We start from the raw sequence: 23535 nt of genomic DNA on the forward strand, positions 1-23535 counted from the left end.
TACTGCCCCGCAATCTGACAAAATACAAGACAATCCCCGATCAATAACACTGAATGCCGATTAACATTCCCCTAACTGTGGCAGGCTGGCAACGCCAAGCCCTTTAGGAAGCGGAAAACGACCCAGGCCGACTTTTCTGGCGCCGCAACAATCCGAAGACTGTACCCGCTATAAAATTTCTTGCGTTTCAGAGTCAACAGCTCGCACCTGCACAATCGCTATTTTCCAAAAATCTTCATAAAATCCATCCATTTAGAATTTAATTGGTTAGCGACCGCTCATATGCCATGTCCACCTCCCCGCTGCTCCGTCCAAGACTGATCGCGACAACTGCACTGAGGAAGGCTGAATAAAACACGGCAAAACCCGGTATCTGCAGCGAGAAATCCACCGCCGCATGAAGGGCGACCAAAACCGTCGCGGCCAAGCCAAGAACAACATAGTGCCTCAGGCGCCGTCTTTGCGCGAGCCCGCGCCGGAACACGCTGGCAAGCACCGAGAAAACAAGGATCGCCGCAATCGGGAATACTATTCCGAGGCCCAGAAATCCTTCGAGATAGAAATTATGAGCCCGGTCGAAGATCCCGAAAATTCCGCAGGCCGGATCGCGGTAGGCAGAAAATACGGTCCGGAAGGTTCCAAGACCGGTCCCAGTCAACCAATGATCCGAAATGGCACGCCATATGCCCGGCAGGATGCAGAACCGATCATCATCCTCGAGCCGCCGCTCTTGTGCGCGCAAAATCGCCTGGCCGGCAAACATCGTCAGCAGCACGACGACGAACACAATCGCCGAGAGCAGCTTCAGCATCGAACGCCATCTTGGCACCGGTTTCAGATGACGCCTCGAGCCGTTCCAATGGATGACAAGCCACGGAAAATAGATGAGAGCGGCAACAAAGGTCGCAAATATCCCGGCGCGCGAGCGGCTCAACATCAGCGCGGTGAAGCATGCGCACAAGAGCAGGGCGTAGATCCACGATCTCAGGAGAAGCGTGTTTCGGCCCGGCTCGCCGGGCGGATGGTTTGAATAGGAACGGGCGATGTCTCTGACCAGGGTCAGCATCAGCAGCGTCCCAAGCCCGAGGAAGGTCGCGGCGGTATTGCGGTTGACGAAGACCGCGGTCAGGCTGTCGAGGTAGGCGTGTTTCTCGACGACGATCAGGATGCGGGGAAACAGCGAAAATTGCAGCAGGCCGAAAACTGCGATGATGCCTGCAGAAAGCCCGAGACCGTTAAGCACTGTCCTCGCGCGCTGATCGGTATCGCATAAGAGAAGCCCGGTCAGGAACGTGACGAAGGGCAGCGCCACCCAGAGGATCGAGGCGAACGTGTCGGCCGGTTCGACGGAGATCGCCGCGTAATTGACGCCCGCCAGGTCACGCGCGACATCCCAAGCGGGATTTGCCAGCCACCGCGAAGGCAGTTGGATCGTCTGAATAAACATCCATCCTGTCAGAACGATCAGCAGAAACAGGACGATGCCGAATACCCCCCTGCTCTGTCTCGGCTCTCCGAACAGCAGTCCCGAAATAATGGCGAGAGCAAACATTCCGATCGCCGCGAAGGCGAAGGCCAAGGGTGTAACGCTTCCGAACGGTATGAGCGTCAATATAACGAGGCCGATGAAGGCAAAAAGCAAAACCTCTCGCAAGACCCGCTTATTGATGAGGTTGGAGAACATGTGAATTCGTTTACCAGAGAAGGCGGCGACCAAAGCCATTGCAACCGAAGAGTTTAATTTACTCGTACTAACATAAGTTGAACATCAAGCACTTGCGTGCTAAAGTGTAACAGAATTCCACATTGTTTAAAATTGTCGCGAAAGGTTTAAGCCAATCGAGACAAGGCCCGGCTATGCTCCCTCCAAGCAGCAGAAACGGGACAGATATTCTGCGCCCAATACTTGGCAGATCATCAGATCGCCATGCCATTGACCGAGAAAAAAGGCAAGTCTGATCTCAATCGGTTGCCCTGAACGGGGATTTAACAGATGAAGAAAACGTTCGTTACACTTCTGGCGCTGACCTTTACAGCAGGCAATGCCTGCTCAGCATTTGCCGCCGGTCCCGCGGGTTTCGCCCGCGGCCTGAACGATAGTTCGGCGGTCAGCTATATCTCCGAAAAAGGCAAGATCATCCCACCCTTCGCCCAGGTATTGTTCTGCGCCCAGAACCCGGCCGAATGCCGTGACAACAATGGGCTCTCGGTCGTTGCGCTCACCGACGAGCAGATGCTGCAGCTGAAAAACGTGAACAGCACGGTCAATCGGACGATGATCGGCCGCAACGACTCCAGCAGCGAACTGAACGGCGATGTCTGGAAGGTGAATGTTCGCAGCGGCGACTGCGAAGATTTCGCCTTGACCAAGCGCAGTCGGCTGATCGCGATGGGTTGGTCGTCGCGCGCTTTGCGAATCGCAACGGCATATACACCCTCCGGTGAAGGACATGCGGTCCTCGTGGTCAGGACCGACAAGGGTGACCTCGTGCTCGACAACAGGAAAAGCAGCATCAAGAACTGGCGGGATACCGATCTGCGCTGGGACAAGATTCAATCGGGGACAGACCCCTATGTCTGGTACCGGCTGTAGAGGCTTGGCCTGCGGGAACACCAAACTCGGTCTTCCGGAATTGACGTCGAGCCGGCTCTGACGAACGGCTCGACTTGTCACATTGCCCACACAAACCTATGTTTCTTGCTGTCGAGGGGGTAGCCGGCAACGCGTTGTCGTGCCCCCGGTTCGATGTTCGATGTGGGTATCAAGCGATCTTCGATATTGTCTTTTCACCCAGATTCAGTATGACCAACGTCATGCTGCGACGCAGCATGACGTTCTACTCCAATGATTTGAGGGAAATATGCGCATCACGATGATTGGATCAGGCTATGTCGGCCTCGTTTCAGGCGTTTGCTTCGCGGATTTCGGCCACGACGTCATCTGCGTCGACAAGGATCTGAGTAAGATCGAAGCCCTTCGCGAAGGCCGCATTCCGATCTACGAGCCGGGTCTGGAGCAATTGGTCGCCGAAAATACCAGCACTGGCCGGCTGTCGTTTTCGACGGATGTCGGCGAAAGCGTCCGTAGCGCCGACGTCGTGTTCATCGCAGTCGGCACGCCATCGCGGCGCGGCGACGGCCACGCAGACCTCTCCTATGTCTATGCGGCCGCGCGCGAGATTGCCACCTATGTGGAAGGCTTCACCGTGATCGTCACCAAGTCGACAGTGCCGGTCGGCACCGGCGACGAAGTCGAGCGCATCATGCGCGAAACCAATCCTGTGGCGGATGTCGCCGTCGTTTCCAATCCGGAGTTCCTGCGCGAAGGCGCGGCGATCGAGGATTTCAAGCGTCCCGACCGTATCGTCGTCGGCCTGAATGACGACCGGGCGCGCGAAACCATGACCGAGGTCTATCGTCCGCTTTACCTCAACCAGGCCCCCTTGGTCTTCACCACCCGCCGCACGTCGGAACTGATCAAATATGCGGCCAATGCCTTCCTCGCGATGAAGATCACCTTCATCAACGAGATCGCCGATCTCTGCGAGCGGGTCGACGCAAACGTCCAGGATGTTTCGCGCGGTATCGGTCTCGATGGCCGTATCGGCGCCAAGTTCCTGCATGCCGGGCCGGGTTATGGCGGCTCGTGCTTCCCCAAGGATACGCTTGCCCTTGCCAAGACGGCGCAGGATTACGACGCGCCGGTCCGTCTGATCGAGACGACGATCTCGATCAACGACAACCGCAAGCGGGCGATGGGACGTAAGGTGATCGCGGCCGTCGGCGGAGACATTCGCGGCAAGAAGATCGCGATTCTCGGCCTGACCTTCAAGCCGAACACCGACGACATGCGCGACAGCCCGGCGATTGCCGTCATCCAGACCCTGCAGGACGCCGGCGCCCGGGTGGTCGGCTACGATCCCGAAGGCATGGAGAACGCCCGCAAGGTGATCGAGAACATCGAATATGCGAGCGGCCCCTATGAAGCGGCCGCCGGTGCGGATGCGCTTGTCATCGTCACCGAATGGAACCAGTTCCGCGCGCTCGACTTCAATCGCCTGAAGCAAGCGATGCACGCCCCGGTCCTGGTCGACCTGCGCAATATCTACCGCAGCGACGAGGTCCGCAAACACGGCTTTACCTACACCGGCATCGGCACCAATCTCTATCAGGAATCGACAAACACCTGACAGGTCCTGGTAAATCGGTAATCATCCTGACGCCGCGGAGCATAAAGCCCGCGGCGTTTGCTTTTGAGCATGGCGCCGAAAAGCGTATACGGTTCCGGGCGGCACGCCTAATTAAGGATCCCGACCCGCGTTCCCTTGATCGTCAGCACGGTTAACCGGCCCGTCGCCGAAACCGCGGTGTCGATACCGATGCGTTGCGGGCCGAAGGTCGGGATTCGCCCCGGGGTATGTCCATGGATCACCAGGACGGGAAGCTGCGGCCCCTCATCCAGGAAGGGTTGGCGGATCCACATCAGGTCGCTGTCCTTCTGCCTCTTGAGGTCGATGCCCGGTTTGATGCCGGCATGGACAAAGACCACCCTTCCCATCCGCAGCATGATCGGCAGCGATTCCAGGAACTGGATATGCCGCTCGGGGATCATATTGCGAATGACGCGCGCAATCATTTCGCTTCCTGCCGCCGACTGCAGCAGATGTTCGATATCGATACCGTACGAGTGCAGCGTCTCCGTCCCGGCAAAGCCGAGCCATTCAAGAATGCGCGCCGGTTTGCGATAGAGGTTCACCAGCTCCGCGTCGTGATTGCCGCACAGAGCGAAACGCTGAAATCCCGGCGGCGGGGTCCTGCTGAGGAACTCCAGCACAGCGCTTGAATCAGGCCCGCGGTCGACATAGTCGCCGAGCATGACGATCAGTTTCGGCCCCGGAATGCGCGCGGCATCCTCCTCGATGCGGCGATGTGCCTCGATGAGCTCGTTATAACATCCGTGGATATCGCTCATCGCGTAGACCGCAGCGAATTCGCCTTCGGCAAACGTCAGCCGAGCGCGTCCTTTGCGGTTGCCGGCCAATATCGGTATCTGTTGCCGCCACGGCCCGAGATAGTTAAACATATAACCCATTTATGAGATCCGACAGCACGTAAGCTTGTCGGAGAAGCTCCATTTTCTACCCATCCCGCACGGGCATGAGGCCCAGTGTTCAAAAAGAAGTTGGCCTGATCACGGCCTTATCGAAATTGTAACCGGAACCGGTTGCCAGATTCGCAACGATATAATCCTTCGTTATCTGCTGCATCGGCTGTGAACCGAGGCTGTTTCCGATGTCATCAATGGCTGCCGGAACGCTCTCTCCTACAGGACACCGAACCTTCGCGTCGGATCAGCCAGTTCTCACATCGTCATCTTCGGGGAATCTTGGCATGCAGATCGGCTTTCGGAGATACGTCGGCTCGCGTTCCCGCGACAGCGAATCTACTATTGCGAGAAACGGCAATTTGTATTCAGTCATTTTGAAAGGGGTATCACGATTAATATTGCGCTGTATTTTGGTATATGAGGGTTAATTCGGCGTTAAACCGTAATATTCGCTCCATCAGCAGCTGTATCGGTCACCAGTTCTCGGAGCTGAAGAATTTCCGGCAATCGGATTTCCACAGGCGACACCGCCGAAAAAGCTGTATAAATCAACTATAACGAGAGCCTGTAGAAAAAAATGAACGTTTAAGCTTATCATGCTTGACGCTACTGCGGCGGCGCATGATGATGGCGTATTGCGAGCGTGAATGACATTCTTCACCAGAAATCTCAGATCCCAAACTGCGGGGTGCAAAGTGGAAACTGCGGTTGATTCGAAACTTATCGAGGCGATCACCTACGACGAAGACAGCCGGCATCTACGGGTCTACCTGACAAACGGTCAGAGGCGAGAATATGAAGGCGTTCCCAAAGGAGTGGTCGTCGGTTTGACGATGGCCGAATCCCCGGGGAATTTTTACATGAAGGCCATCCGGGGCAAATATCCTCCTCGCCCCTGATCTCCTGGCCATCAACGACGATAGGGCCATTGGTTCAAAAAGATACGGAACCGGCATTTGCCGGTCCCGCCAACCCGTCTCAAACCGACCGGTGCGCGTCAATCACCGCCGAAGAAATCGCGGACCGCATTGATCTCGAGCGGGGCAATCTCATGGCCACCGGGATGCCAAACCATCCGCACCTCCGCCCCGCGGTTCTTCAGATGCGCCGATAGCGCCTCGGTCATGGCGACGGGAGCGATCGGATCCCGCTGGCCGGCCGTCACCAGCACCTTTCTCCCCGCAAGCGTTGCCTGGGCTTCAGGCTGAAACGGAATGAGCGGGTGCATCAAAACCGCGGCATCGAAGATGCCCTTCTCGATCAGCACATTGGCAAGAATGTTTGCACCGTTCGAAAAACCCAGGCCGAAAATCTCGGAAGCCTGGTGCTTGTCAGCGAATGCCTTGACATAGGCGGCCATCTTCTCCGTCGCCCGTGAAAGGTCGGCCATGTCGTAGACCCCCTCTCCTGTGCGCCGGAAGAACCGCGCCGCGCCATATTCGGAAACGTCGCCGCGCGGCGAGAGAACCGTTGCTTCGGGCAGCAGGCGCCGGCCGAGATCGAAGAACTGGTTCTCGTCGCCACCGGTGCCGTGCAGCACCAGCAGGATCGGCTTATCAGGCGCACCGGCATGCAGCCGGTGCACATATCCAGTTTCGGTCATATCGCCTCTCCTTACGCTTCGAGCGGCTGCAGGTGCTGCTCGAGCAGCGCTCGAAGATGGGCGTGCTGCTGCGGCAACTTCAGCGCTTCGCCGAGATGGGCCGTATCCTCGTCCCGGTCGAAGCCTGGCTCATTGGTCGCGACCTCGAACAACACGCCGCCAGGCGTGCGGAAATAGATCGCCCAGAAATAATCGCGGTCGATCACCGGCGTGACCTGGAAGCCGGTGTCCATCAACGCCTTGCGCACTTCGAGCTGCTTCTCGCGATTCTCGACGGCGAAGGCGACGTGGTGGACAGAGCCGGCGCCGGGAAGCGCCCGGGCAATGTTCGGCATGGTCTCGAGATCGATGAGATGCGCGCCGTTGCCGTCAGGCCTGATCAGCCGCTTGACGCCGTCCCTTTCCTCTCCGACCTCATAGCCCATGAACTTCAGGAGTTCGGCGGTGGCGCCCTCGTCCCGCAGCCGCATGGCCACGGAGTGAAAGCCGCGAATGGCATGGTCCTCGCTGATTCCTCCATGTGTCCAGGCCTGGCGGGCATCATCCTTGACCTCGACGAGCGCAAAGCCGTCGCCATCGGGCCCAGAGAAATTCAGCCGCTTTTCGCCGAAACTTTCCTCGGCCTTCAGGCCGCCGACACCAAGCGTGGCAAACCGATCGCTCCAGAAGCCGATCGAGCCTTGTGGAACGGAAAACACCGTCGTGCCGACTTCGCCGGTGCCGGGACGGCCCTGCGCCATCTTCGGGAACGGGAAATAGGTCATGACTGTGCCGGGTGCACCGGTCTCGTCACCATAATAGAGGTGATAGACATCAGGCGCGTCGAAGTTCACCGTCTTCTTGACGCGGCGCAGGCCGAGCGCATTGGTGAAAAACTGGTTGTTGGTGCGGGCGTCCTCCGCCATCGACGTGACGTGGTGCAGACCCTTGATTTGATCGAGCATGTGAGACCCCTTTCATGCCCGCCGTTGCGGGCTTTCGATGAGGCTAAGATGCGCGCTGAAGCGCCCACAGAACAGACCCGCAGACCAAAACGCATTGTCTTCTTTTAGTGAACGAACACAGACTTGCGTTCACATCTAAAGCATGTCGCACAAAACTGTGCAGCGGTTTTGCGATAACGACATGCGTAAAAACAAAGAGCTAAAGCACGTGGAGCGAATCTGAACGATTGCGACGCGCTTTAAGCATCATCGGGATTAGCCGGCAATTGCCAGTCGATCGGCGCGCGTCCACGTGACTGCAGGAAGGCATTCGCCTTCGAAAAATGCGCGCAGCCGAAAAACCCGTTATGGGCCGAAAGCGGCGAGGGGTGCGGCGCCTTCAGCACCAGATGCCGTGTCGTATCGACGAAGGCGGCCTTGCGCTGGGCGTAGGAGCCCCAGAGCATGAAGACGACGGATTCGCACTCGTCGTTGACCTTGCGGATGACGGCGTCGGTGAATTTCTCCCACCCCTTGCCCTGATGGGCCGCCGCCTGCCCTTCTTCGACGGTCAGCACGCTGTTTAGCAGCAGCACGCCTTGCCTTGCCCAATGTTCGAGAAAACCATGGAGCGCCGGCGCGATGCCGAGATCCGTCTCCATCTCCTTATAGATATTGACGAGCGAGGGCGGTATGCGCACGCCCGGCCGCACGCTGAAGCACAGCCCGTGGGCTTGCCCCAGCCCGTGATAGGGGTCCTGGCCGAGAATGACGACCTTGACGCTGGAGATCGGGGTGAGGTCTAGGGCGCGGAAATATTCACTACCCCGGGGGAAAATCCGCTTGCCGACCTGCTTCTGCGCGACAAGAAAGGCTTTAAGTTGCTGCATATAGGGGCTTGAGAACTCCCCCGCCAAGGCGGTCTTCCAGCTCTCTTCGAGACTGACTGATGTATCGCTCATCCAGCAAACCCTTCGCATATGACGAAACAACGGACACACGGTTCTAACAAAATCGATCTACGCTGCAATGCCTGTCGGCAATGGGTCTACGCCTTTAGAATCGGCGAAAGAAGACTACGAGAGGCTGTCCGAGGCATCGTCGTTCGTGTTTAACTATATGACGGCTTCGGTATTTACGCCGGCAGGCGGCCTGAGTAGAACCTTGATCGTAAACCGGAGACATCTCTTCAAATGAAATTCGGCACGAGCGGCCTTCGCGGACTTTCAGTGGATCTCAAGGGACGCGCCTCTGCGCTTTATGCGACGGCGTTCGGCAAATATCTGCTGCAGACCGGGAAGGCGCAGCTCGGCGATACCATTCTGATCGGCCGCGATTTTCGCGATTCGAGCCCGGATATCTCGGGAAATTGTGCCGGCGCACTCGCCGCGCTCGGCTTCCGGCTATTCGACTGCGGCAATGTGCCGACACCGGCGCTTGCCCTTTATGGCCTCGAAAGCAACGCCGCATGCCTGATGGTCACGGGCTCGCATATTCCGGCGGACCGCAACGGCATCAAGTTCTATCGCCCGGATGGCGAAATCGACAAATCGGACGAGGCCGCAATCACTGCATGGGCGGCCGAGATCGAACGAACGGGCGAGGCCGTTGCAGAGGCACCGGTCAAGACCGAAAATCATGAGGCGATCTGCCGGCAGCTCTTTTTCGAACGCAATGCCGCCCTGCTGCCGCAAGGTGCGCTCTCCGGCTTGAAGATCGGCGTCTACCAGCACAGTACCGTCGCCCGCGATCTGCTGGTCGACGTTCTCGCCCATTACGGCGCCGAGATCACCGCTCTCGGACGTTCGGAGAGTTTCATTCCCGTCGACACCGAAGCCGTTTCCGACGAGACGATCACGCTGATGAAGCGCTGGACGTCCGATCACAAGTTCGATGCGATCGTCTCGACCGATGGCGACGGCGACCGCCCGCTGGTCGCAGACGAAACCGGCACGCCGCTGCGCGGTGACCTTCTCGGCCTTGTCGCAGCCAATTTTCTCGGCGCCGGCACGGTGGTAACACCAGTGACCTCCAATTCGGGCATCGAGGCCGCGGGCTCTTTCGCCGTCAGGCGCACCCGCGTCGGCTCGCCTTTCGTCATCGCCGGCATGGAAGAGGCGGTAGCGGCCGGCGAAGACCATGTCATGGGCTTTGAGGCCAATGGCGGGCTGCTGACTGCAACCCCTTTCGATATCAACGACAGAGCCGTGCGAGCCTTGCCGACACGCGATTGTTTTGTCCCGATGCTCGCGATCCTGTCGCTCGCTGCCATTCGCAGGCAGCCGCTTTCTGCCCTTGCCGCCTCCTATCACCTGCCCTTTGCCGCCGCCGATCGCCTCGAGAATTTTCCGCTGGAGACGAGTGCCGCGCTGATGGAGCATCTGCGCGCTTCGGAAGAAAATCTCTCGGCTTTCCTGCAGCCGATCGGCGAGGTAGCGACAAAATCCGACATCGACGGACTTCGCGTGACGCTAAGGGATGGCGGGATCATTCATTTCCGCCCGTCCGGCAATGCGCCGGAAATGCGCTGCTACACGGAGGCCGGCAGCGAAGCTGCAGCCCTGGACCTGCTGAATACAGGGCTCAATCGAATAAGAGACTGGGCAGGCGCCCGGCAACATGCGACGAACAAGCCGTTTATTTCAAGGAACCCGCCTATGACGCAGAAAATCGTTCCCGTGATCATGGCCGGCGGCAAAGGCACGCGGCTCTGGCCGCTTTCCCGTGCCACCGCACCGAAACAATTCATCCAGTTCGTCGGCGACAAGACGTTGTTTCAGGAAACTCTCGAACGCGTTTCCGATCCCGAACTCTATGAAGCCCCCATCGTCGTCACCAATGAGGAATTCCGCTTCCTGGTCGCCGAACAGGCTCGCGAACGCGCCATCCCGCTCGCAGCGGTCCTGCTCGAACCCGTCGCCCGCAACACGGCCGCAGCGGTAGCCGCGGCCGCAACGCTTGCCGCCGATCTCTTCGGCAAGCACACGATCATCCAGATGCTCGCCTCGGATCACGAGATCCTTGCCGATAAGAGCTATTTTGATTGCATCCGCATCGCCCGCGATGCCGCTGCCGACGGCAAGCTCGTAACCTTCGGCATCACCCCGACGGAGCCGGCGACGGGTTACGGCTATATCGAGATCGGCGATGCCCTCGAAAACGGTGCGCACAAGGTCAAGCGCTTTGTCGAAAAGCCGGCACAGGAGAAGGCCGAGCAGATGCTCGCCGACGGCGGCTTCTACTGGAACTCAGGCATCTTCATGTTCCCGGTGACGGAACTCATTGCCGAACTGCAGGAATACGCGCCCGATGTACTGAAGGCGGCCAGCAAGGCCGTTTCGAAAGCAAGCCGCGACCTCGATTTCACCCGCCTCGACGCCGACCATTTCGCCAAAAGCCCCGATATCTCCATCGACTATGCAATCATGGAAAAGACGTCCAAAGCCGCCATCGTTCCCTCGCCGTTCAAATGGTCTGATATGGGAAGTTGGGATGCCGTCTGGAAATCAGGCGCCCGCGACGACAACGGCAATGTCGCCGCCGCAAACACCACCGTCGTCAATACCCGCAACTCGCTCGTCATGACCCATGGCGTGCATCTTGCCGTCCAGGGCATGGACGATGTCGCCGTCATCGCCAGCGAAGACGCCGTCTATGTCGGACCGCTCAAAGACAGCCAGAATGTCGGACAATTGGTCAAGATGCTGGCCTCTACGTCCGCCACGGCGAAATTCGCCGAAACCCATCCGACATCCTATCGCCCCTGGGGCGGCTATACCTCCATCTTCAACGGCGATCGTTTCCAGGTGAAGCGCATCTTCGTCACGCCGGGCAAGAAGCTATCGCTGCAAAAACACCACCATCGCTCCGAGCACTGGGTCGTCGTCAAGGGAACGGCCGAGGTGACGGTCGGTGAGAGCGTTCGGATGCTGCGCGAGAACGAAAGCGTCTATATCCCGCTCGGCGAAGTCCACCGCCTCGCCAACCCCGGCAAGATTCTTCTCGAACTCATCGAGGTTCAGACAGGCTCCTATCTCGGCGAGGACGACATCATTCGTATCGTCGACGAGTTCGGAAGAACGTGACGTCGCGGCCGGATCGCGGGTCAGGCCCAAACAATGCGCCGGCTTTTCCGGCGCGACCGCCATCGCTGTTGAAGTCGCTATCGGAATTCGCGTAGAATGGACGCACCGAAAGACATGACCGGAGATATCCCCCTGATGCGTACGCTGCCCGCCCTCGCCGGAGTTCTTGCAATCATGGGACCGGGAATGGCGTTTGCCGAAACCGCAAAAATGCGAACCGCAAGCGAAGCCGAAATTCGCGAGCATTTGCCGGGCACGTCGGAACTGAAAGAAAGCAGCAACGGTTACGAATATCGTAAGGGCAACGCCAATGGATATAAAATAACCAATGGCCAAGTCTGCGTCCGGTTTCCCAACAAGTCGACCGACTGCGTCAACGTGAAAACCGACGGCGAGAAATTTCAGATGATTGACAAAAAAGGCGGCAGAACGAGATTTTGACTTTGCCGGGGCAGGTTGCCTGCCTGGGCAAGTCACCTTGTCCAGGCAAGCTCACCATGCCCCGGCAAGTTTACCTTGCCGGTGAAGTTTCGCCATCCTTGTCGAGAACGAATTCAGCGATCAGGCCTGAATGGTTCGAGCCAAGATTGTCATCGAGACGTTTCAGCGACGTCAGATGAAGCGGCGCGCGGGCAAATATGTGATCGATGGCGATCCCGAGCAAGCCGGCGCCGACTGGCCATGTTGCCGGTTCCGGCACGATCGTTTTCAGTTTCTGTTCGCGCAGGAAACCCTGGATGCTCGGGGCGATCGCCGCGGAGTTGAAATCACCTGCCAGCACCAGAGGGCCGTCGATCGAACCCAGCGCTTTGCCGAGATCTTCCAATTCCGCCATCTGGAAATCATCGAAGTAGGGTTTGGTCAGGTGCGCCGAGACCAGATTGATGGTTTCGCCGTCGAACTCGACGCTCGCTATCACAAGCCTGTCTTTTCTGAGGCTGCCCATGCTTGCGACCTGCCGACTGACGAACGGGCGTTTGGACAGCACCAGCGTATCGCAGCTATCCTTCCCGTTGTCGCAGCCGATGTGATAGGGGTAGGCCTTGAACAGCTGCTGCAAATGGAATGTCAGCGGCTTGGCTTCGAGCAGATTGACGACATCGGCATTCGAAGCGATCACCATGTCGGTGATTGCAGTCGAGTTTTTCCAGTTGTCGATCGCGACATTGAACGACATCAGACGAAAAAGCGGCGGCCTGTCTGCGCCTCTGTCGTCCTCCGAAAACTCGCGCTGCATGATGACGCCGTGAGTGATGAGAAGAAGCGATGCAAACAGAAGGACGAAGCCGTAGATCCGTCTCCTGACAGCCAGAATGATAAAGCTGGCGATCACAAAAAGGACGCCGAAATGAACCTGAAAGCTATAGAGGAAGGACAGCAGCCAGAAGTTCGTCACATAGCGCAAAGATACGATCGCCATGGCAACGGTCAGAAACGCACAGAGAATCCAGTAAATTATCTCTCTCATCGATCCTGACCTGCTTGCAGACGACCCGCCGGCCATAACATGCAGGCCTCCATGCCGCAATGCAGCATAATAGCCGATGGCCGCGGCCGGCCTTCAGACGCGCCGCCCTCTCTTTCAAAGACCTATCGACTCGGCCTCTTCTTATCTTGTAAGTGGGGGGCACGTGAGACGGAGTCGGCTCTTTGCCGTCGGCAAGGAGTCGAGAAAAGGTGGGAATGCGCTACTTCATTACAGGCACTGCCGGCTTTATCGGTTTTCATCTGGCCAGGCGCCTGCTGCAGGAAGGGCATGACGTCACAGGTTTCGACGGCCTCACTCCCTATTACAATGTCAAGCTCAAGGAGATGCGCCATGCAGCACTCTCCCAGTTTCCGGCCTTCAGACCCGTCATATCAATGCTCGAGGACCGGCCGGCGCTGGAAGCGGCTGTTCTGGCGGCCAAACCCGACGTCCTGATCCACCTCGCCGCCCAGGCCGGTGTGCGCTACAGCCTGGAAAACCCCGAGGCCTATCTTCGTTCGAACGTCGAAGGCTCGTGGAACATCATGGAAATCGCCCGGCGCGTCGAAGTCCGCCACCTGATGCTGGCCTCGACATCGTCGATCTACGGCGCCAATGCGACCGTCCCCTTTCATGAGACCGATCGCGCCGACGAACCGCTGACCATCTATGCCGCGACGAAGAAATCGATGGAACTGATGGCGCATAGCTACGCCCATCTTCACAAGATTCCGACCACGGCCTTTCGTTTCTTCACGGTGTATGGTCCATGGGGCCGGCCCGACATGGCACTGTTCAAATTCACCAAGAACATGCTCGAAGACCAGCCGATCGAGATCTACGGCGAAGGCAATATGAGCCGTGATTTCACCTATATCGACGATCTGATCGAAGCGATCGTCAGGCTGTCGGCAATCGCCCCGGGCGAGGATAACCGTCTCGACAACGCGGCTGTTGAAACGCTTTCGCGCCAGGCGCCCTTTCGCGTCGTCAATATTGGCGGAGGCCAGCCGGTCAGCCTGATGGATTTCGTTGAAACGGTGGAGAAGGCGCTCGGCCGTCCTGCCATCCGCAAGATGCTGGCGATGCAGAAGGGGGATGTGCCGCGCACCTTCGCAGCCCCCGACCTGCTCGTGGCACTGACGGGATACAAGCCGGATACGACCTTGGATGTCGGCGTCAAGGCCTTCGTCGACTGGTATCTCGACGTCCGCAGCGAACTCGGCGCCTAGATCCGGATGACTCTAGGCCGGATCGACCTAGAATCTAGCTAGGTATCAGCGGAGAAACGTAACCGCTTGTACGGCCTCAACCGCTGTCGAAAACACGTAATCGACGACAACGTTAAGGCTCTGTGAATAGGTCTTGAGTCGGTACCCCTCGCCTTCGATCTCGGCCGGACTGCGCAGAACGAACGGAACGCCCGGGCGCACGAAACCGGCACGTGTCGTCAACGGAACCTCGGGCGAATGACCGATGGCAGAGGTGTACATCAGGTCGCGGCCAAGGCTGGCGGGGCCGATGGCGAATGCTGGCCCGGCAGCGACGGTGATGGTCAGAGTCAAGGCGATGGCGGCGAGCGTCTGGTGCATGTCGAAGTCCCCGTTTTGCGGATCGCCGGGCTTTTGCTTCGCCCGGCTCCAAACGATCGATGCGTCTGTCCACGCCTCGGCCGCTTTCATGAGACCACTCTACACGTCAGTATTTTCAGGGCTTTTAAGCCGATCGGTCAAATTTTACGAAATTTGATTTTCTCGGAAAAGCCTCGGGATCCACAGGGAAAAAGGTCGGCCGGCCCGGCGGGCCGCGGAGGCAATGTCGGCGAAACGTGCCGATAACCGGGCGCTGGATCGCAGTCTACAGAATGCGATCCAGTTTCTTATTGATGTGCAGGTTCGGCATCAATCCCGCACTTTGCGCAGCATGATAGGATTCCCGCGCCGCATCGAACGAGATCGACCACATGATGGCGCTGAGCAGCAGCGCGATGATATAAATTTGGATACGCATCGCATCGGCGATACGGAAAGAGCAAGGCAGTTTTGTGTCAAAAAATGACCGTGGAAATAGAAAAAAACGCCAAGCCTTTTTTGCCCTGCAACATTGACACCAGACACATTAGTGTCGCGAAAATTAGTGATAGTGCATCGCTACCTGTTAGCAGCCAACCCCGAGGCTTGGTTTTCTTTTTCCCGCCCTGAGAACCCTGAGAGGTCCGTCGTCACGGGCCTCTTTGCCTTTATCGCCGGCATTTCCCGTGGGCAGCTGAATTCTCCGATACGATCGACGTTGAGGGCTGAACGGCACATCACTCTCGGCTGATCGCCCTCCTTCGCCAGCGCAGGTCGGTTCGCAGCACGAAATATATCAATCGATTGACTTATTTTCTGTCCAATGTTATGAAATTGTCATGAACCAGGAACATGACGCCCAACTTCCGCCAGTTTCCGCCCGCGCCGAGATCGCGCGCCAGAAGATGCTGACCGCTGCTCTCGACGTCTTCGGGCGCTACGGCTTCGACGGCGCCTCGACGCGCCAGCTGACCGAAGCCGCCGGCGTCAACCTGCAGGCCATCCCCTATTATTTCGGCAGCAAGGAGGGCCTCTACCTCGCCACCGCCGAATATCTGATGGCACGCATCGACACGCATGTCGGTGACATGAGGGCGCGCATCGGCATGCATCTGTTGGCGCTCGACGCCGCCGGCGAACGGCTCGCCGAAGCCGAAGCCCGTCGCTTCCTCACCGAAATTCTGCAGACCATGGTGACGCTTTTCGTCGGCAAGGAATCCGAATCCTGGGCGCGCTTCCTGATCCGCGAGCAAATGGAGCCGACCGAGGCCTTCACACGGGTCTATCAGGGCATCATGCGGCCGATGATCGAGATGGGCCGGCGGCTGATCGGCGCCATCCTCTGTGAGGACCCTAGCTCGGAGCATGTGCGCCTGCGCACCTTCAACCTTCTCGGCAGCATCCTGGTCTTTCGCGTCACCCACGCGGCCGTGCTCGCCCAGATGGAATGGGATGCCATAGGCCCGGAACAGGTGGAAACCCTGCGCGGCCTCGCCGCCGAATTGGTCGATCTCCTCGGTCCGCCGAGAGGAGGTTCAGTATGAAACGCACGTTTCCAATCGTCATCCTGCTCCTCCTCGCGGCGGGTGCCGCCGGCTGGTGGTACGGCCTGCCCGAAAGGCTCGGCTGGCTGCCCGAGGCCCGCCGCGAATTCGTCCTTTACGGCAATGTCGATATCCGCCAGGTCTCGCTCGGTTTTCGTGTCAGCGGTCGCCTTTCCGAACTGCGCGTCGACGAGGGCGATGTGGTCAAGAGCGGAACGGTCCTGGCGAAGCTCGACGCCGCACCCTATGAATTCGCCGTCCGCTCCGGCGAGGCTAATGTCGCAGCACTTCGGGCGACATTCGACAAGCTGAAGGCCGGACCACGGCCGACCGAGATCGCCCAGGCGCGCGCCGCCTATGACGAAAGCCTCGCGGATCTGCAGAATGCCAACCTCGCCTATGACCGCGCCCGCCAGCTTCGCCCGCAAGGCACGATTTCCGAAGCGAGCCTCGATCAGGCGACCGCCGCAAAGGCGATGGCCACCGCGCGTTCCCAATCCGCCAACGAGGCGTTGAAGCTGCTTGAGGAGGGTTCGCGCGTCGAAGATATCGCCGCCGCCGATGCGCAGGTGAAGGCAGGCGAAGCGACGCTCGCCTCGGCCCGCACCTCGCTCGCCGACACGGAACTGCGCGCGCCGAATGACGGCGTCATCCTCTCGCGTGTGCGGGAAACCGGCGCGATCGTCTCGCCGGCCGATACCGTCTTCGTGCTGTCCCTGACCGAGCCCGTTTGGGTGCGCAGCTATGTCGCCGAGCCCGACCTCGGCCGCATCCATCCCGGCATGAAGGTTTCCGTCGCTTCCGATACGGCGCCCGACAAGCCCTATCAAGGCACGATCGGCTTTATCTCGCCGGTTGCCGAATTCACCCCGAAATCGGTGGAGACGCCGGAACTCAGGACCGATCTCGTCTATCGCCTCCGGATCGTCATCGACAGACCCGGCCCGGACCTGCGCCAAGGCATGCCGGTCACCGTGCACCTGTCCGCGCCGACGGCAGGCGGACGATGAGCACCGCCGAAACTGCCCCCCAGGCAGGTTGGGACGACAGGCCGCTCGTCCGGATCGACGGCGTCACCAAGCGTTTCGGCGATGCGCCCGCCGCACTCGACGCCGTCTCGGGCACAATCGGCGGCGGCGCGATCACCGGTCTCGTCGGCCCTGACGGCGCCGGCAAGACGACGCTAATCCGCCTGATGACCGGCCTGATGCTGCCCGATACCGGCGCGGTGGAGGTTCTCGGCTTAGACACCAGGAAGAATGCCGCCGGCATCCAGGCAGCGATCGGCTACATGCCGCAGCGCTTCGGCCTCTATGAGGACCTCTCGGTGCAGGAAAACCTCGATCTCTATGCCGATCTGCGCGGCCTGCCGAAGAGCGAACGCGCCAGCGCCTTCGACGAACTGCTTGCCTTCACCGATCTCAAACGCTTCACCGGCCGGCTGGCCGGCAACCTTTCCGGCGGCATGAAACAGAAGCTCGGCCTTGCCTGCGCGCTTCTGAAAAAGCCGCGCCTGCTGCTGCTCGACGAGCCGGGCGTCGGCGTCGACCCGATCTCGCGCCGCGACCTCTGGAAGATGGTTGAGAACCTGACAAAAGAGGGTATCGGCGTGCTTTGGTCGACCGCCTATCTGGACGAAGCGGAAGCCTGCGATCATGTGCTGCTGCTCAACCAAGGAAAGCTGCTCTTTTCGGGAAAACCGGCTGATATGACCGGCCGCGTCAACGACAGGGTCTTCCGGGTGATGGGCATGACAGGGCGCCGCCGGCAGGTGCTCGCTGGGCTTCTGCAAGCCGATGGCGTCATCGACGGCGTGATCCAGGGCGAAGCGATCCGCCTCGTCGTTGCCAAGGACAAGAAACCGGATATCGGCTCGGTCGGCGATGGCGCGACGCTCACCCCTGCCCCGCCGCGTTTCGAGGATGCCTTCATCGACATGCTGGGCGGCGGCCCCGGCGGCCGCTCCAGGCTTGCCGAGGCGCAGGCGCCTCTGAAGGCCGCGGGCGACCCGCCGGTGATCGAGGCCAAGGGACTGACCAAGCGTTTCGGCGATTTCACCGCCGCGGATAATATCAGCTTCGAAATCCGCCGCGGCGAGATCTTCGGCCTGCTCGGCCCGAACGGCGCCGGCAAGTCCACCACCTTCAAGATGCTCTGCGGCCTTCTGAAGCCGACCGGCGGCGAAGGCCGCGTCGCCGGTTTCGACCTGCGCCGAGATGCCGCCGAAGCCCGCAATCAGCTCGGCTACATGGCACAGAAATTCTCGCTCTACGGCGACCTCACCGTCATGCAGAACCTCGAATTCTTCTCTGGTGTCTATGGGCTTCGCGGAAAACATCGGCGCGAGCGCATCGATCTCATGGCCGGCATCTTCGATTTCGGCCGCCATATCGGCCAGCCGGCCAAGGATCTGCCACTCGGCCTGAAGCAGCGGTTGGCGCTCGCCTGCGCCGTCATGCACGAGCCGCGCGCCCTCTTCCTCGACGAACCGACCTCCGGCGTCGATCCCATCACTCGGCGCGAATTCTGGACGCATATCAATACGCTTGTGGAAAAAGGCGTCACCGTACTCGTCACCACTCATTTCATGGATGAGGCGGAATATTGCGACCGCATCTCGCTGATCTACCGCGGCCGCTCGATTGCGCTCGGCTCGCCCGATGAATTGAAGGCCCGGGTCGCGACCCAGGAGCAGCCGGACCCAACGATGGAGGACGCCTTCATCGCGCTCGTCCAGCAATCGGAAGCGGAGAACGCCGCATGAGCGCCTCCTCCAACCGATTGCGGCGTCTTTCAGCCCTGGTGCGCAAGGAAAGCTTTCAGGCGATCCGCGATCCGAGCAGCATCCTCATTGCCTTCGTGCTGCCGCTGATCCTGCTCTTTCTTTTCGGCTACGGCGTTTCACTCGATACGACCCGCACCCGCATCGGCCTTGTGACCGAGGAGATGACGCCGCTGACGCAGGACCTCGCGGCCAGTTTCCAGGCCTCGCGCTATTTCGATGTCGCCATGGGACGCGACCGGCGTCTGTTCGAGGAAGACCTCGTAATCGGCAAGGTGCGTGGCATCGTCGTCATTCCGGCCGACTTCACCACGCGCTACACCGCCGGCAACCGCCCCGATATCCAGGTGATCGTCGACGGCTCCGATCCGAACACCGCGAATTTCGTGCAGAATTATGCTCAGGGCGCCGTCGCCAACTGGGAGCGGCAGAGGCAGGCGGACGTCGCCTTGCGTAGTCCTGCCATCTCGGTCGAGCAACGCTTCTGGTTCAATCCCGAACTGACCAGCCGCAATTTCCTCGTGCCGGGCTCGATTGCCATCGTCATGACCCTGGTCGGCACGCTTCTGACCTCGCTCGTCGTCGCCCGCGAATGGGAGCGCGGCACCATGGAGGCGATGATGGCGACGCCGGTGACGGCGGTCGAACTGCTCGCAGGCAAGATCCTGCCCTATTTCCTGCTCGGCCTCACCTCAATGACGCTCTGCGTGCTGCTTGCGGTCTTCCTCTTCGGCGTGCCGTTCCGCGGCTCCGTCGCCGCCCTCTATGCGCTGTCGGCCGCCTTCCTGATCCCGGCGCTCGGCCAGGGCCTCCTGATCTCCACGGCAACGAAGAACCAGTTCCTTGCCTCGCAGCTGGCACTGATCTCGGCCTTCCTCCCGGCCTTCCTGCTGTCGGGCTTCCTTTTTGAGATCAATTCCATGCCTGTTGTCATCCAGTGGATCACCTTCATCGTGCCGGCGCGTTACCTGATCCCCAGCTTGCAGACCGTGTTCCTCGCCGGCGACATCTGGCCGATGTTCGGCCGGGCCATCTCCGTCATGCTGACGATCGGCGCCATCATGTTCGTGCTTGCCGCCCGCAGCACCAGAAAAAGGATCGGCTGAGATGTGGACGAGGCTCTACGCCCTGATCGTCAAGGAATTGCTCGCCGTGCTGCGCGATCCCAAGGGCCGCGCCATCCTCATCGGCCCGCCGATCGTCCAGCTTCTCGTCTTCTCCTATGCCGCAACGCTCGAAGTGCGCAATGTCGATGTCATGATCCTCAACCGCGACAGCGGCCATTGGGGTCAGGAACTGATCCAGCGCATCGATGGCTCGCCGACCTTCCGCAACATCGAGATCGCCGGCAGTCAGGCGGACGTCCAGGTGGCGATCGACACCCAGACAGCCATTGCGGCGATAGAGATCGGCCCGGACTTCTCGCGCAACATTGAAGCGGTAACGCCGGCCGACCTGCAGGTCGTGCTCGACGGCCGCCGTTCCAATGCCTCGCAGATCGTCGCGGGCTATCTCTCGCAGATCGGCGGCGCCCTTGCCGCCGAGACGCCGGCAGGCAAGCGCGCCGGCGCCGGGATGGTCTCCTCCGTGCCGCGCAACTGGTTCAACCCGAACCTCACCTACCAATGGTTCATGGTGCCGAACCTCATCGCCAGCATCGCGCTGCTGATCGGCCTGATCGTCACGGCTCTGTCGATCGCCCGCGAGCGCGAGCTCGGCACTTTCGACCAGCTGATGGTCTCGCCGCTGCGCATGCATGAGATCCTGATCGGCAAGCTGATCCCGCCGATGATGATCGGCCTCTTCCACATCACCGTCTATATCCTCGCCGCCGTCTTCCTCTTCGAGGTGCCGCTGCGCGGCTCGCTCTTCCTGCTTTACGGCAGTGCGATCTTCTATCTGGGCTCGGTCGCCGGCCTCGGCCTCTTCATCTCGGCGCTGTCGATGACGCAGCAGCAGGCGATCCTCGGCGCCTTCCTGTTCATGGTCCCGGCCATGCTGCTCTCGGGCTTTGCGACACCGATCGAAAACATGCCGGGATGGCTGCAGCCGATAACCCTGATCAACCCGCTGCGCTATTTTCTGGTGATCGTCAAAGGCGTTTTCTTGAAAGATATCCCCTTGAGCGAGGTGGTAAACCAGACGATCCCCCTGGCGCTGATCGCCACCGTCACGCTCACCGCTGCCGCCTGGCTCTTCCGCCGACGGCTGGAATAAGGCCTTCCGACCCACGCTTCGGCCGCCTCACAGAATGTGAACCGGGCTTCCAAAGCGTGACTCTCTCCTGCCGGAACCCCGGACTGGCGTGGTCGTTACCCAAACGCAACCCCAGTTAAGGAGAAGCAAAATGTACAAGATCCTACTTGTCTCCAGCGCCCTTGCGCTGTCGTCGCTTGCCACCAGCGCTCTCGCTGACGGAGCCGTAACGGGTGCAGCCGGTGGCGCCATCACCGGCGCGATCGTCGGTGGTCCTGTGGGTGCTGCCGTTGGCGGTATAGCCGGCGGTGTCGCCGGTGCGGTCGTCGATCCGCCGCCGCGCGAGGTCGTGACCTATGTCCAGCAGCAGCCGGCCCCCACCGCCTCGGTGGTCGTCCAGGAACCGATCGTCGTCGGCAAGCCGCTTCCGGCTGATGTCGTCGTCACCCCGGTGCCGGACAATCCGAAATATGCCTATACGGTCATCAACAATCAACGCGTGATCGTCGAGCCCCGCACCCACCGCGTGGTGCAGGTGATTGAATAATCAACCTGCCGAGGCCGTCTGCTGCGGCCCGGCCACCTCTGGCCCCGCTTCGGCGGGGCCTTTTTCGTGCCGTTGCGAAAACGCCTTATGCTTGTCGCCGGTTAAGCCCTGTAGGCGACGAGCACGGCGCCTCCCGCAATCAGAATGACGCCAAGCCAGTTCGGAAACGTGAGGCGTTCGCCGAGGAACAGCACCGCAAAGATGGACACGAAGACGACGGATAGCTTGTCGATCGGCGCGACGCGGGCGGCATCGCCCAGCTTCAGCGCTCGGAAATAGCAAATCCAGGATGCGCCGGTGGCAAGGCCTGAGAGCACCAGGAAGAGCCAGCTCCTGCTCGACACTGAGGACGGTTCCTGCCAGTTGCCTGAGATAGAGACCATCATTCCCGCCGCCAGCAGGATGACGATGGTGCGAATGAAGGTCGCGAAGTCGGAATTCACGTTCTCGACGCCGACTTTGGCGAAAATCGCCGTGAGTGCAGCAAAGCCGGCGGAAAGAAGTGCCCAAAGCGGCCAGCTTGTCAGAAGGCTTTTCATGCTGCTTGCCCTGTTATGCCCCAGATCTACCAGAGGCAGGAAAATGAGAATATAGAATGCCTTATAAAGATATGCGGCGAGGAAACCGCTCACGACCTTCCTATCGTGAGCGGTTCGATCCCTCCATCAGACCTTCAGCTCGCGTCGTTCGCGCTCGGTCACCATGGCGAGGTCGAGCACCTTCTGCAGGTTGGCGGCGTGGCGGAAGTTCGGGTCCGGCTGAATGCCGCTTGCCACGGCCTCGGCAAAACGCTGGTAGTTGGTCGCCACCGGTTCAACTTCGATCTGCGTCCAGGTGGCAGTTTCGACACCCTCGCCGAGGCAGCCATGCAGCTCGGAACCGCTGGGACGATGGATGACCTCGAGGCTGCCCCTCTCGCCATAAATGCGCAGCTTCAGCTCGTTCAGATGCCCTGTCGCCCAGCGGCTGGCGTGGATGACGCCGAGCGCGCCATTGGCGAAATCGACAGACATGGTGAAGCTGTCATTGGCATCCAGCAGATATTCGCCGATCTGGCCGCCCGGCGCCTTGTTGAAGGTCTTCAGCCGCGCAAAGACGTGGTCGATGTCGGTCGCCGCGCCATAGGCGGCAAAATCGAGGATATGGATGCCGACGTCGCCGAGCACGCCGTTCGAGCCGTGGCCGGTGGAAAGCCGCCACAGCCAGGTCGATTCCGTCCGCCAATCGCCCCAGGCACGCGACACGAGCCAGCTCTGGAGATAGGAGGCTTCCACGTGCCTGATCGTGCCGAGTTCGCCTGATAGCACCATCTCACGGGCGTGCTGCAGCGGCGCGACATTGCGATAGGTCAGGTTCACCATGTTGATGACGCCGGCCTTTTCGGCCGCCTCCGTCATCTCAAGCGCCTTCGCATAGTTCTCCGCCAGCGGCTTTTCGCAGAACACATGCTTGCCGGCGGCAATCAGCGCCATCGTCGTTGGGTGATGGATCCGGTCGGGCGTGACGTTCGTCGCCGCATCGAATTCACCCCAGGCGATCGCCTCCTCCAGCGAAAGAAAGCGCTTTTCGATGTTGAACTTGTCGGCGAAGGCCGAAAGCCGCTCAGGATCGGTGTCGACGGCACCGACCACTGTCACGCCGTCGATGAGAGGGAAGCGGGCAAGCTGGTTTTTCGCCATCACCCCCGTGCCAAGAACGAGTAGTCGCAT

General features: G+C 59.9%; 22 protein-coding genes and 1 pseudogene. 14 read left to right on the top strand and 9 right to left on the bottom strand.

Annotated features, from left to right (window positions below):
* Positions 1-259: 259 nt before the first annotated feature.
* Positions 260-1684: an O-antigen ligase gene (locus tag QMO82_RS17820; protein ID WP_183608341.1), complete on the bottom strand. Its 1425-nt coding sequence runs from the start codon at positions 1682-1684 to the stop codon at positions 260-262.
* Positions 1685-1993: 309 nt separating this feature from the next.
* Between QMO82_RS17820 and QMO82_RS17825 the strand changes: the two genes are divergently transcribed.
* On the top strand, positions 1994-2593 hold the full coding sequence (locus QMO82_RS17825) for a transglutaminase-like cysteine peptidase (protein ID WP_183607867.1): 600 nt from the start codon (positions 1994-1996) through the stop codon (positions 2591-2593).
* Between the two features lie 268 nt (positions 2594-2861).
* Positions 2862-4190 (top strand): UDP-glucose/GDP-mannose dehydrogenase family protein, encoded by a 1329-nt coding sequence (locus QMO82_RS17830; RefSeq protein WP_183607866.1) that lies wholly within the window; start codon positions 2862-2864, stop codon positions 4188-4190.
* Positions 4191-4297: 107 nt separating this feature from the next.
* Here QMO82_RS17830 and QMO82_RS17835 read toward each other — a convergent pair whose 3' ends face one another.
* Positions 4298-5092, bottom strand: coding sequence for a metallophosphoesterase (locus QMO82_RS17835; RefSeq protein WP_183607865.1), 795 nt, complete (start codon positions 5090-5092; stop codon positions 4298-4300).
* 662 nt (positions 5093-5754) lie between these two features.
* On the opposite strand from QMO82_RS17835, the gene QMO82_RS17840 reads away from it, so the two are divergent.
* Entirely contained in the window at positions 5755-6006 is a 252-nt protein-coding gene (locus QMO82_RS17840) for a KTSC domain-containing protein (RefSeq protein ID WP_097620712.1), read from the top strand.
* A 98-nt stretch (positions 6007-6104) separates the two neighbouring features.
* Here QMO82_RS17840 and QMO82_RS17845 read toward each other — a convergent pair whose 3' ends face one another.
* The 3 genes from QMO82_RS17845 to ung form a co-directional block, all read right to left on the bottom strand.
* Positions 6105-6710, bottom strand: coding sequence for an alpha/beta hydrolase (locus QMO82_RS17845; RefSeq protein ID WP_183607864.1), 606 nt, complete (start codon positions 6708-6710; stop codon positions 6105-6107).
* A gap of 11 nt (positions 6711-6721) precedes the next feature.
* Positions 6722-7654, bottom strand: coding sequence for a VOC family protein (locus tag QMO82_RS17850; protein ID WP_183607863.1), 933 nt, complete (start codon positions 7652-7654; stop codon positions 6722-6724).
* A 239-nt stretch (positions 7655-7893) separates the two neighbouring features.
* Complete coding sequence (ung, locus tag QMO82_RS17855) at positions 7894-8595, bottom strand: uracil-DNA glycosylase (protein WP_183607862.1); 702 nt, start codon at positions 8593-8595, stop codon at positions 7894-7896.
* 231 nt (positions 8596-8826) lie between these two features.
* Between ung and QMO82_RS17860 the strand changes: the two are divergent.
* The 3 genes and pseudogenes from QMO82_RS17860 to QMO82_RS17870 form a co-directional block, all read left to right on the top strand.
* Positions 8827-10248: pseudogene (locus QMO82_RS17860) on the top strand (phosphomannomutase); the annotation flags it as partial.
* Between the two features lie 42 nt (positions 10249-10290).
* Positions 10291-11718 carry a mannose-1-phosphate guanylyltransferase/mannose-6-phosphate isomerase gene (locus QMO82_RS17865; RefSeq protein ID WP_183608340.1) on the top strand — a complete coding sequence of 476 codons (1428 nt, stop codon included), beginning with the start codon at positions 10291-10293 and terminating at the stop codon, positions 11716-11718.
* Positions 11719-11853: 135 nt separating this feature from the next.
* Positions 11854-12159 (top strand): hypothetical protein, encoded by a 306-nt coding sequence (locus QMO82_RS17870; protein WP_183608339.1) that lies wholly within the window; start codon positions 11854-11856, stop codon positions 12157-12159.
* Between the two features lie 70 nt (positions 12160-12229).
* Here the strand turns inward: QMO82_RS17870 and QMO82_RS17875 are convergent, their stop codons facing one another.
* On the bottom strand, positions 12230-13186 hold the full coding sequence (locus tag QMO82_RS17875) for an endonuclease/exonuclease/phosphatase family protein (RefSeq protein WP_183607861.1): 957 nt from the start codon (positions 13184-13186) through the stop codon (positions 12230-12232).
* Positions 13187-13401: 215 nt separating this feature from the next.
* Here QMO82_RS17875 and QMO82_RS17880 point away from each other — a divergent pair, with 215 nt between their 5' ends.
* Positions 13402-14418: an NAD-dependent epimerase/dehydratase family protein gene (locus QMO82_RS17880; protein ID WP_183607860.1), complete on the top strand. Its 1017-nt coding sequence runs from the start codon at positions 13402-13404 to the stop codon at positions 14416-14418.
* A 45-nt stretch (positions 14419-14463) separates the two neighbouring features.
* Here the strand turns inward: QMO82_RS17880 and QMO82_RS17885 are convergent, their stop codons facing one another.
* Positions 14464-14868, bottom strand: coding sequence for a hypothetical protein (locus QMO82_RS17885; RefSeq protein WP_246718298.1), 405 nt, complete (start codon positions 14866-14868; stop codon positions 14464-14466).
* Positions 14869-15001: 133 nt separating this feature from the next.
* On the opposite strand from QMO82_RS17885, the gene QMO82_RS17890 reads away from it, so the two are divergent.
* From QMO82_RS17890 to QMO82_RS17920, 7 genes are all read left to right on the top strand, one after another.
* Positions 15002-15244: a hypothetical protein gene (locus QMO82_RS17890; RefSeq protein WP_183607859.1), complete on the top strand. Its 243-nt coding sequence runs from the start codon at positions 15002-15004 to the stop codon at positions 15242-15244.
* 352 nt (positions 15245-15596) lie between these two features.
* Positions 15597-16301, top strand: coding sequence for a CerR family C-terminal domain-containing protein (locus tag QMO82_RS17895; RefSeq protein WP_183607858.1), 705 nt, complete (start codon positions 15597-15599; stop codon positions 16299-16301).
* The gene (hlyD, locus tag QMO82_RS17900; RefSeq protein ID WP_183607857.1) at positions 16298-17311 is read left to right on the top strand and encodes a secretion protein HlyD; all 1014 of its coding nucleotides are present in this window, start codon (positions 16298-16300) and stop codon (positions 17309-17311) included. Before QMO82_RS17895 ends, hlyD begins: the two co-directional genes overlap by 4 nt.
* Positions 17308-19065 carry an ATP-binding cassette domain-containing protein gene (locus tag QMO82_RS17905; RefSeq protein ID WP_183607856.1) on the top strand — a complete coding sequence of 586 codons (1758 nt, stop codon included), beginning with the start codon at positions 17308-17310 and terminating at the stop codon, positions 19063-19065. The genes hlyD and QMO82_RS17905 overlap by 4 nt, the downstream gene beginning before the upstream one ends.
* Positions 19062-20189, top strand: coding sequence for an ABC transporter permease (locus QMO82_RS17910; RefSeq protein ID WP_183607855.1), 1128 nt, complete (start codon positions 19062-19064; stop codon positions 20187-20189). The genes QMO82_RS17905 and QMO82_RS17910 overlap by 4 nt, the downstream gene beginning before the upstream one ends.
* 1 nt (position 20190) lies before the next feature.
* On the top strand, positions 20191-21300 hold the full coding sequence (locus QMO82_RS17915; RefSeq protein ID WP_183607854.1) for an ABC transporter permease: 1110 nt from the start codon (positions 20191-20193) through the stop codon (positions 21298-21300).
* A gap of 130 nt (positions 21301-21430) precedes the next feature.
* The gene (locus tag QMO82_RS17920) at positions 21431-21826 is read left to right on the top strand and encodes a DUF1236 domain-containing protein (protein WP_183607853.1); all 396 of its coding nucleotides are present in this window, start codon (positions 21431-21433) and stop codon (positions 21824-21826) included.
* A gap of 101 nt (positions 21827-21927) precedes the next feature.
* Here the strand turns inward: QMO82_RS17920 and QMO82_RS17925 are convergent, their stop codons facing one another.
* Together QMO82_RS17925 and QMO82_RS17930 are read right to left on the bottom strand one after the other, a co-directional pair.
* The gene (locus tag QMO82_RS17925) at positions 21928-22365 is read right to left on the bottom strand and encodes an EamA family transporter (protein WP_183607852.1); all 438 of its coding nucleotides are present in this window, start codon (positions 22363-22365) and stop codon (positions 21928-21930) included.
* 126 nt (positions 22366-22491) lie between these two features.
* Entirely contained in the window at positions 22492-23535 is a 1044-nt protein-coding gene (locus QMO82_RS17930) for a Gfo/Idh/MocA family protein (RefSeq protein WP_183607851.1), read from the bottom strand.

It is taken from the genome of Rhizobium sp. BT04, from assembly GCF_030053135.1.
Classification (GTDB): Bacteria; Pseudomonadota; Alphaproteobacteria; order Rhizobiales; family Rhizobiaceae; genus Rhizobium; species Rhizobium binxianense.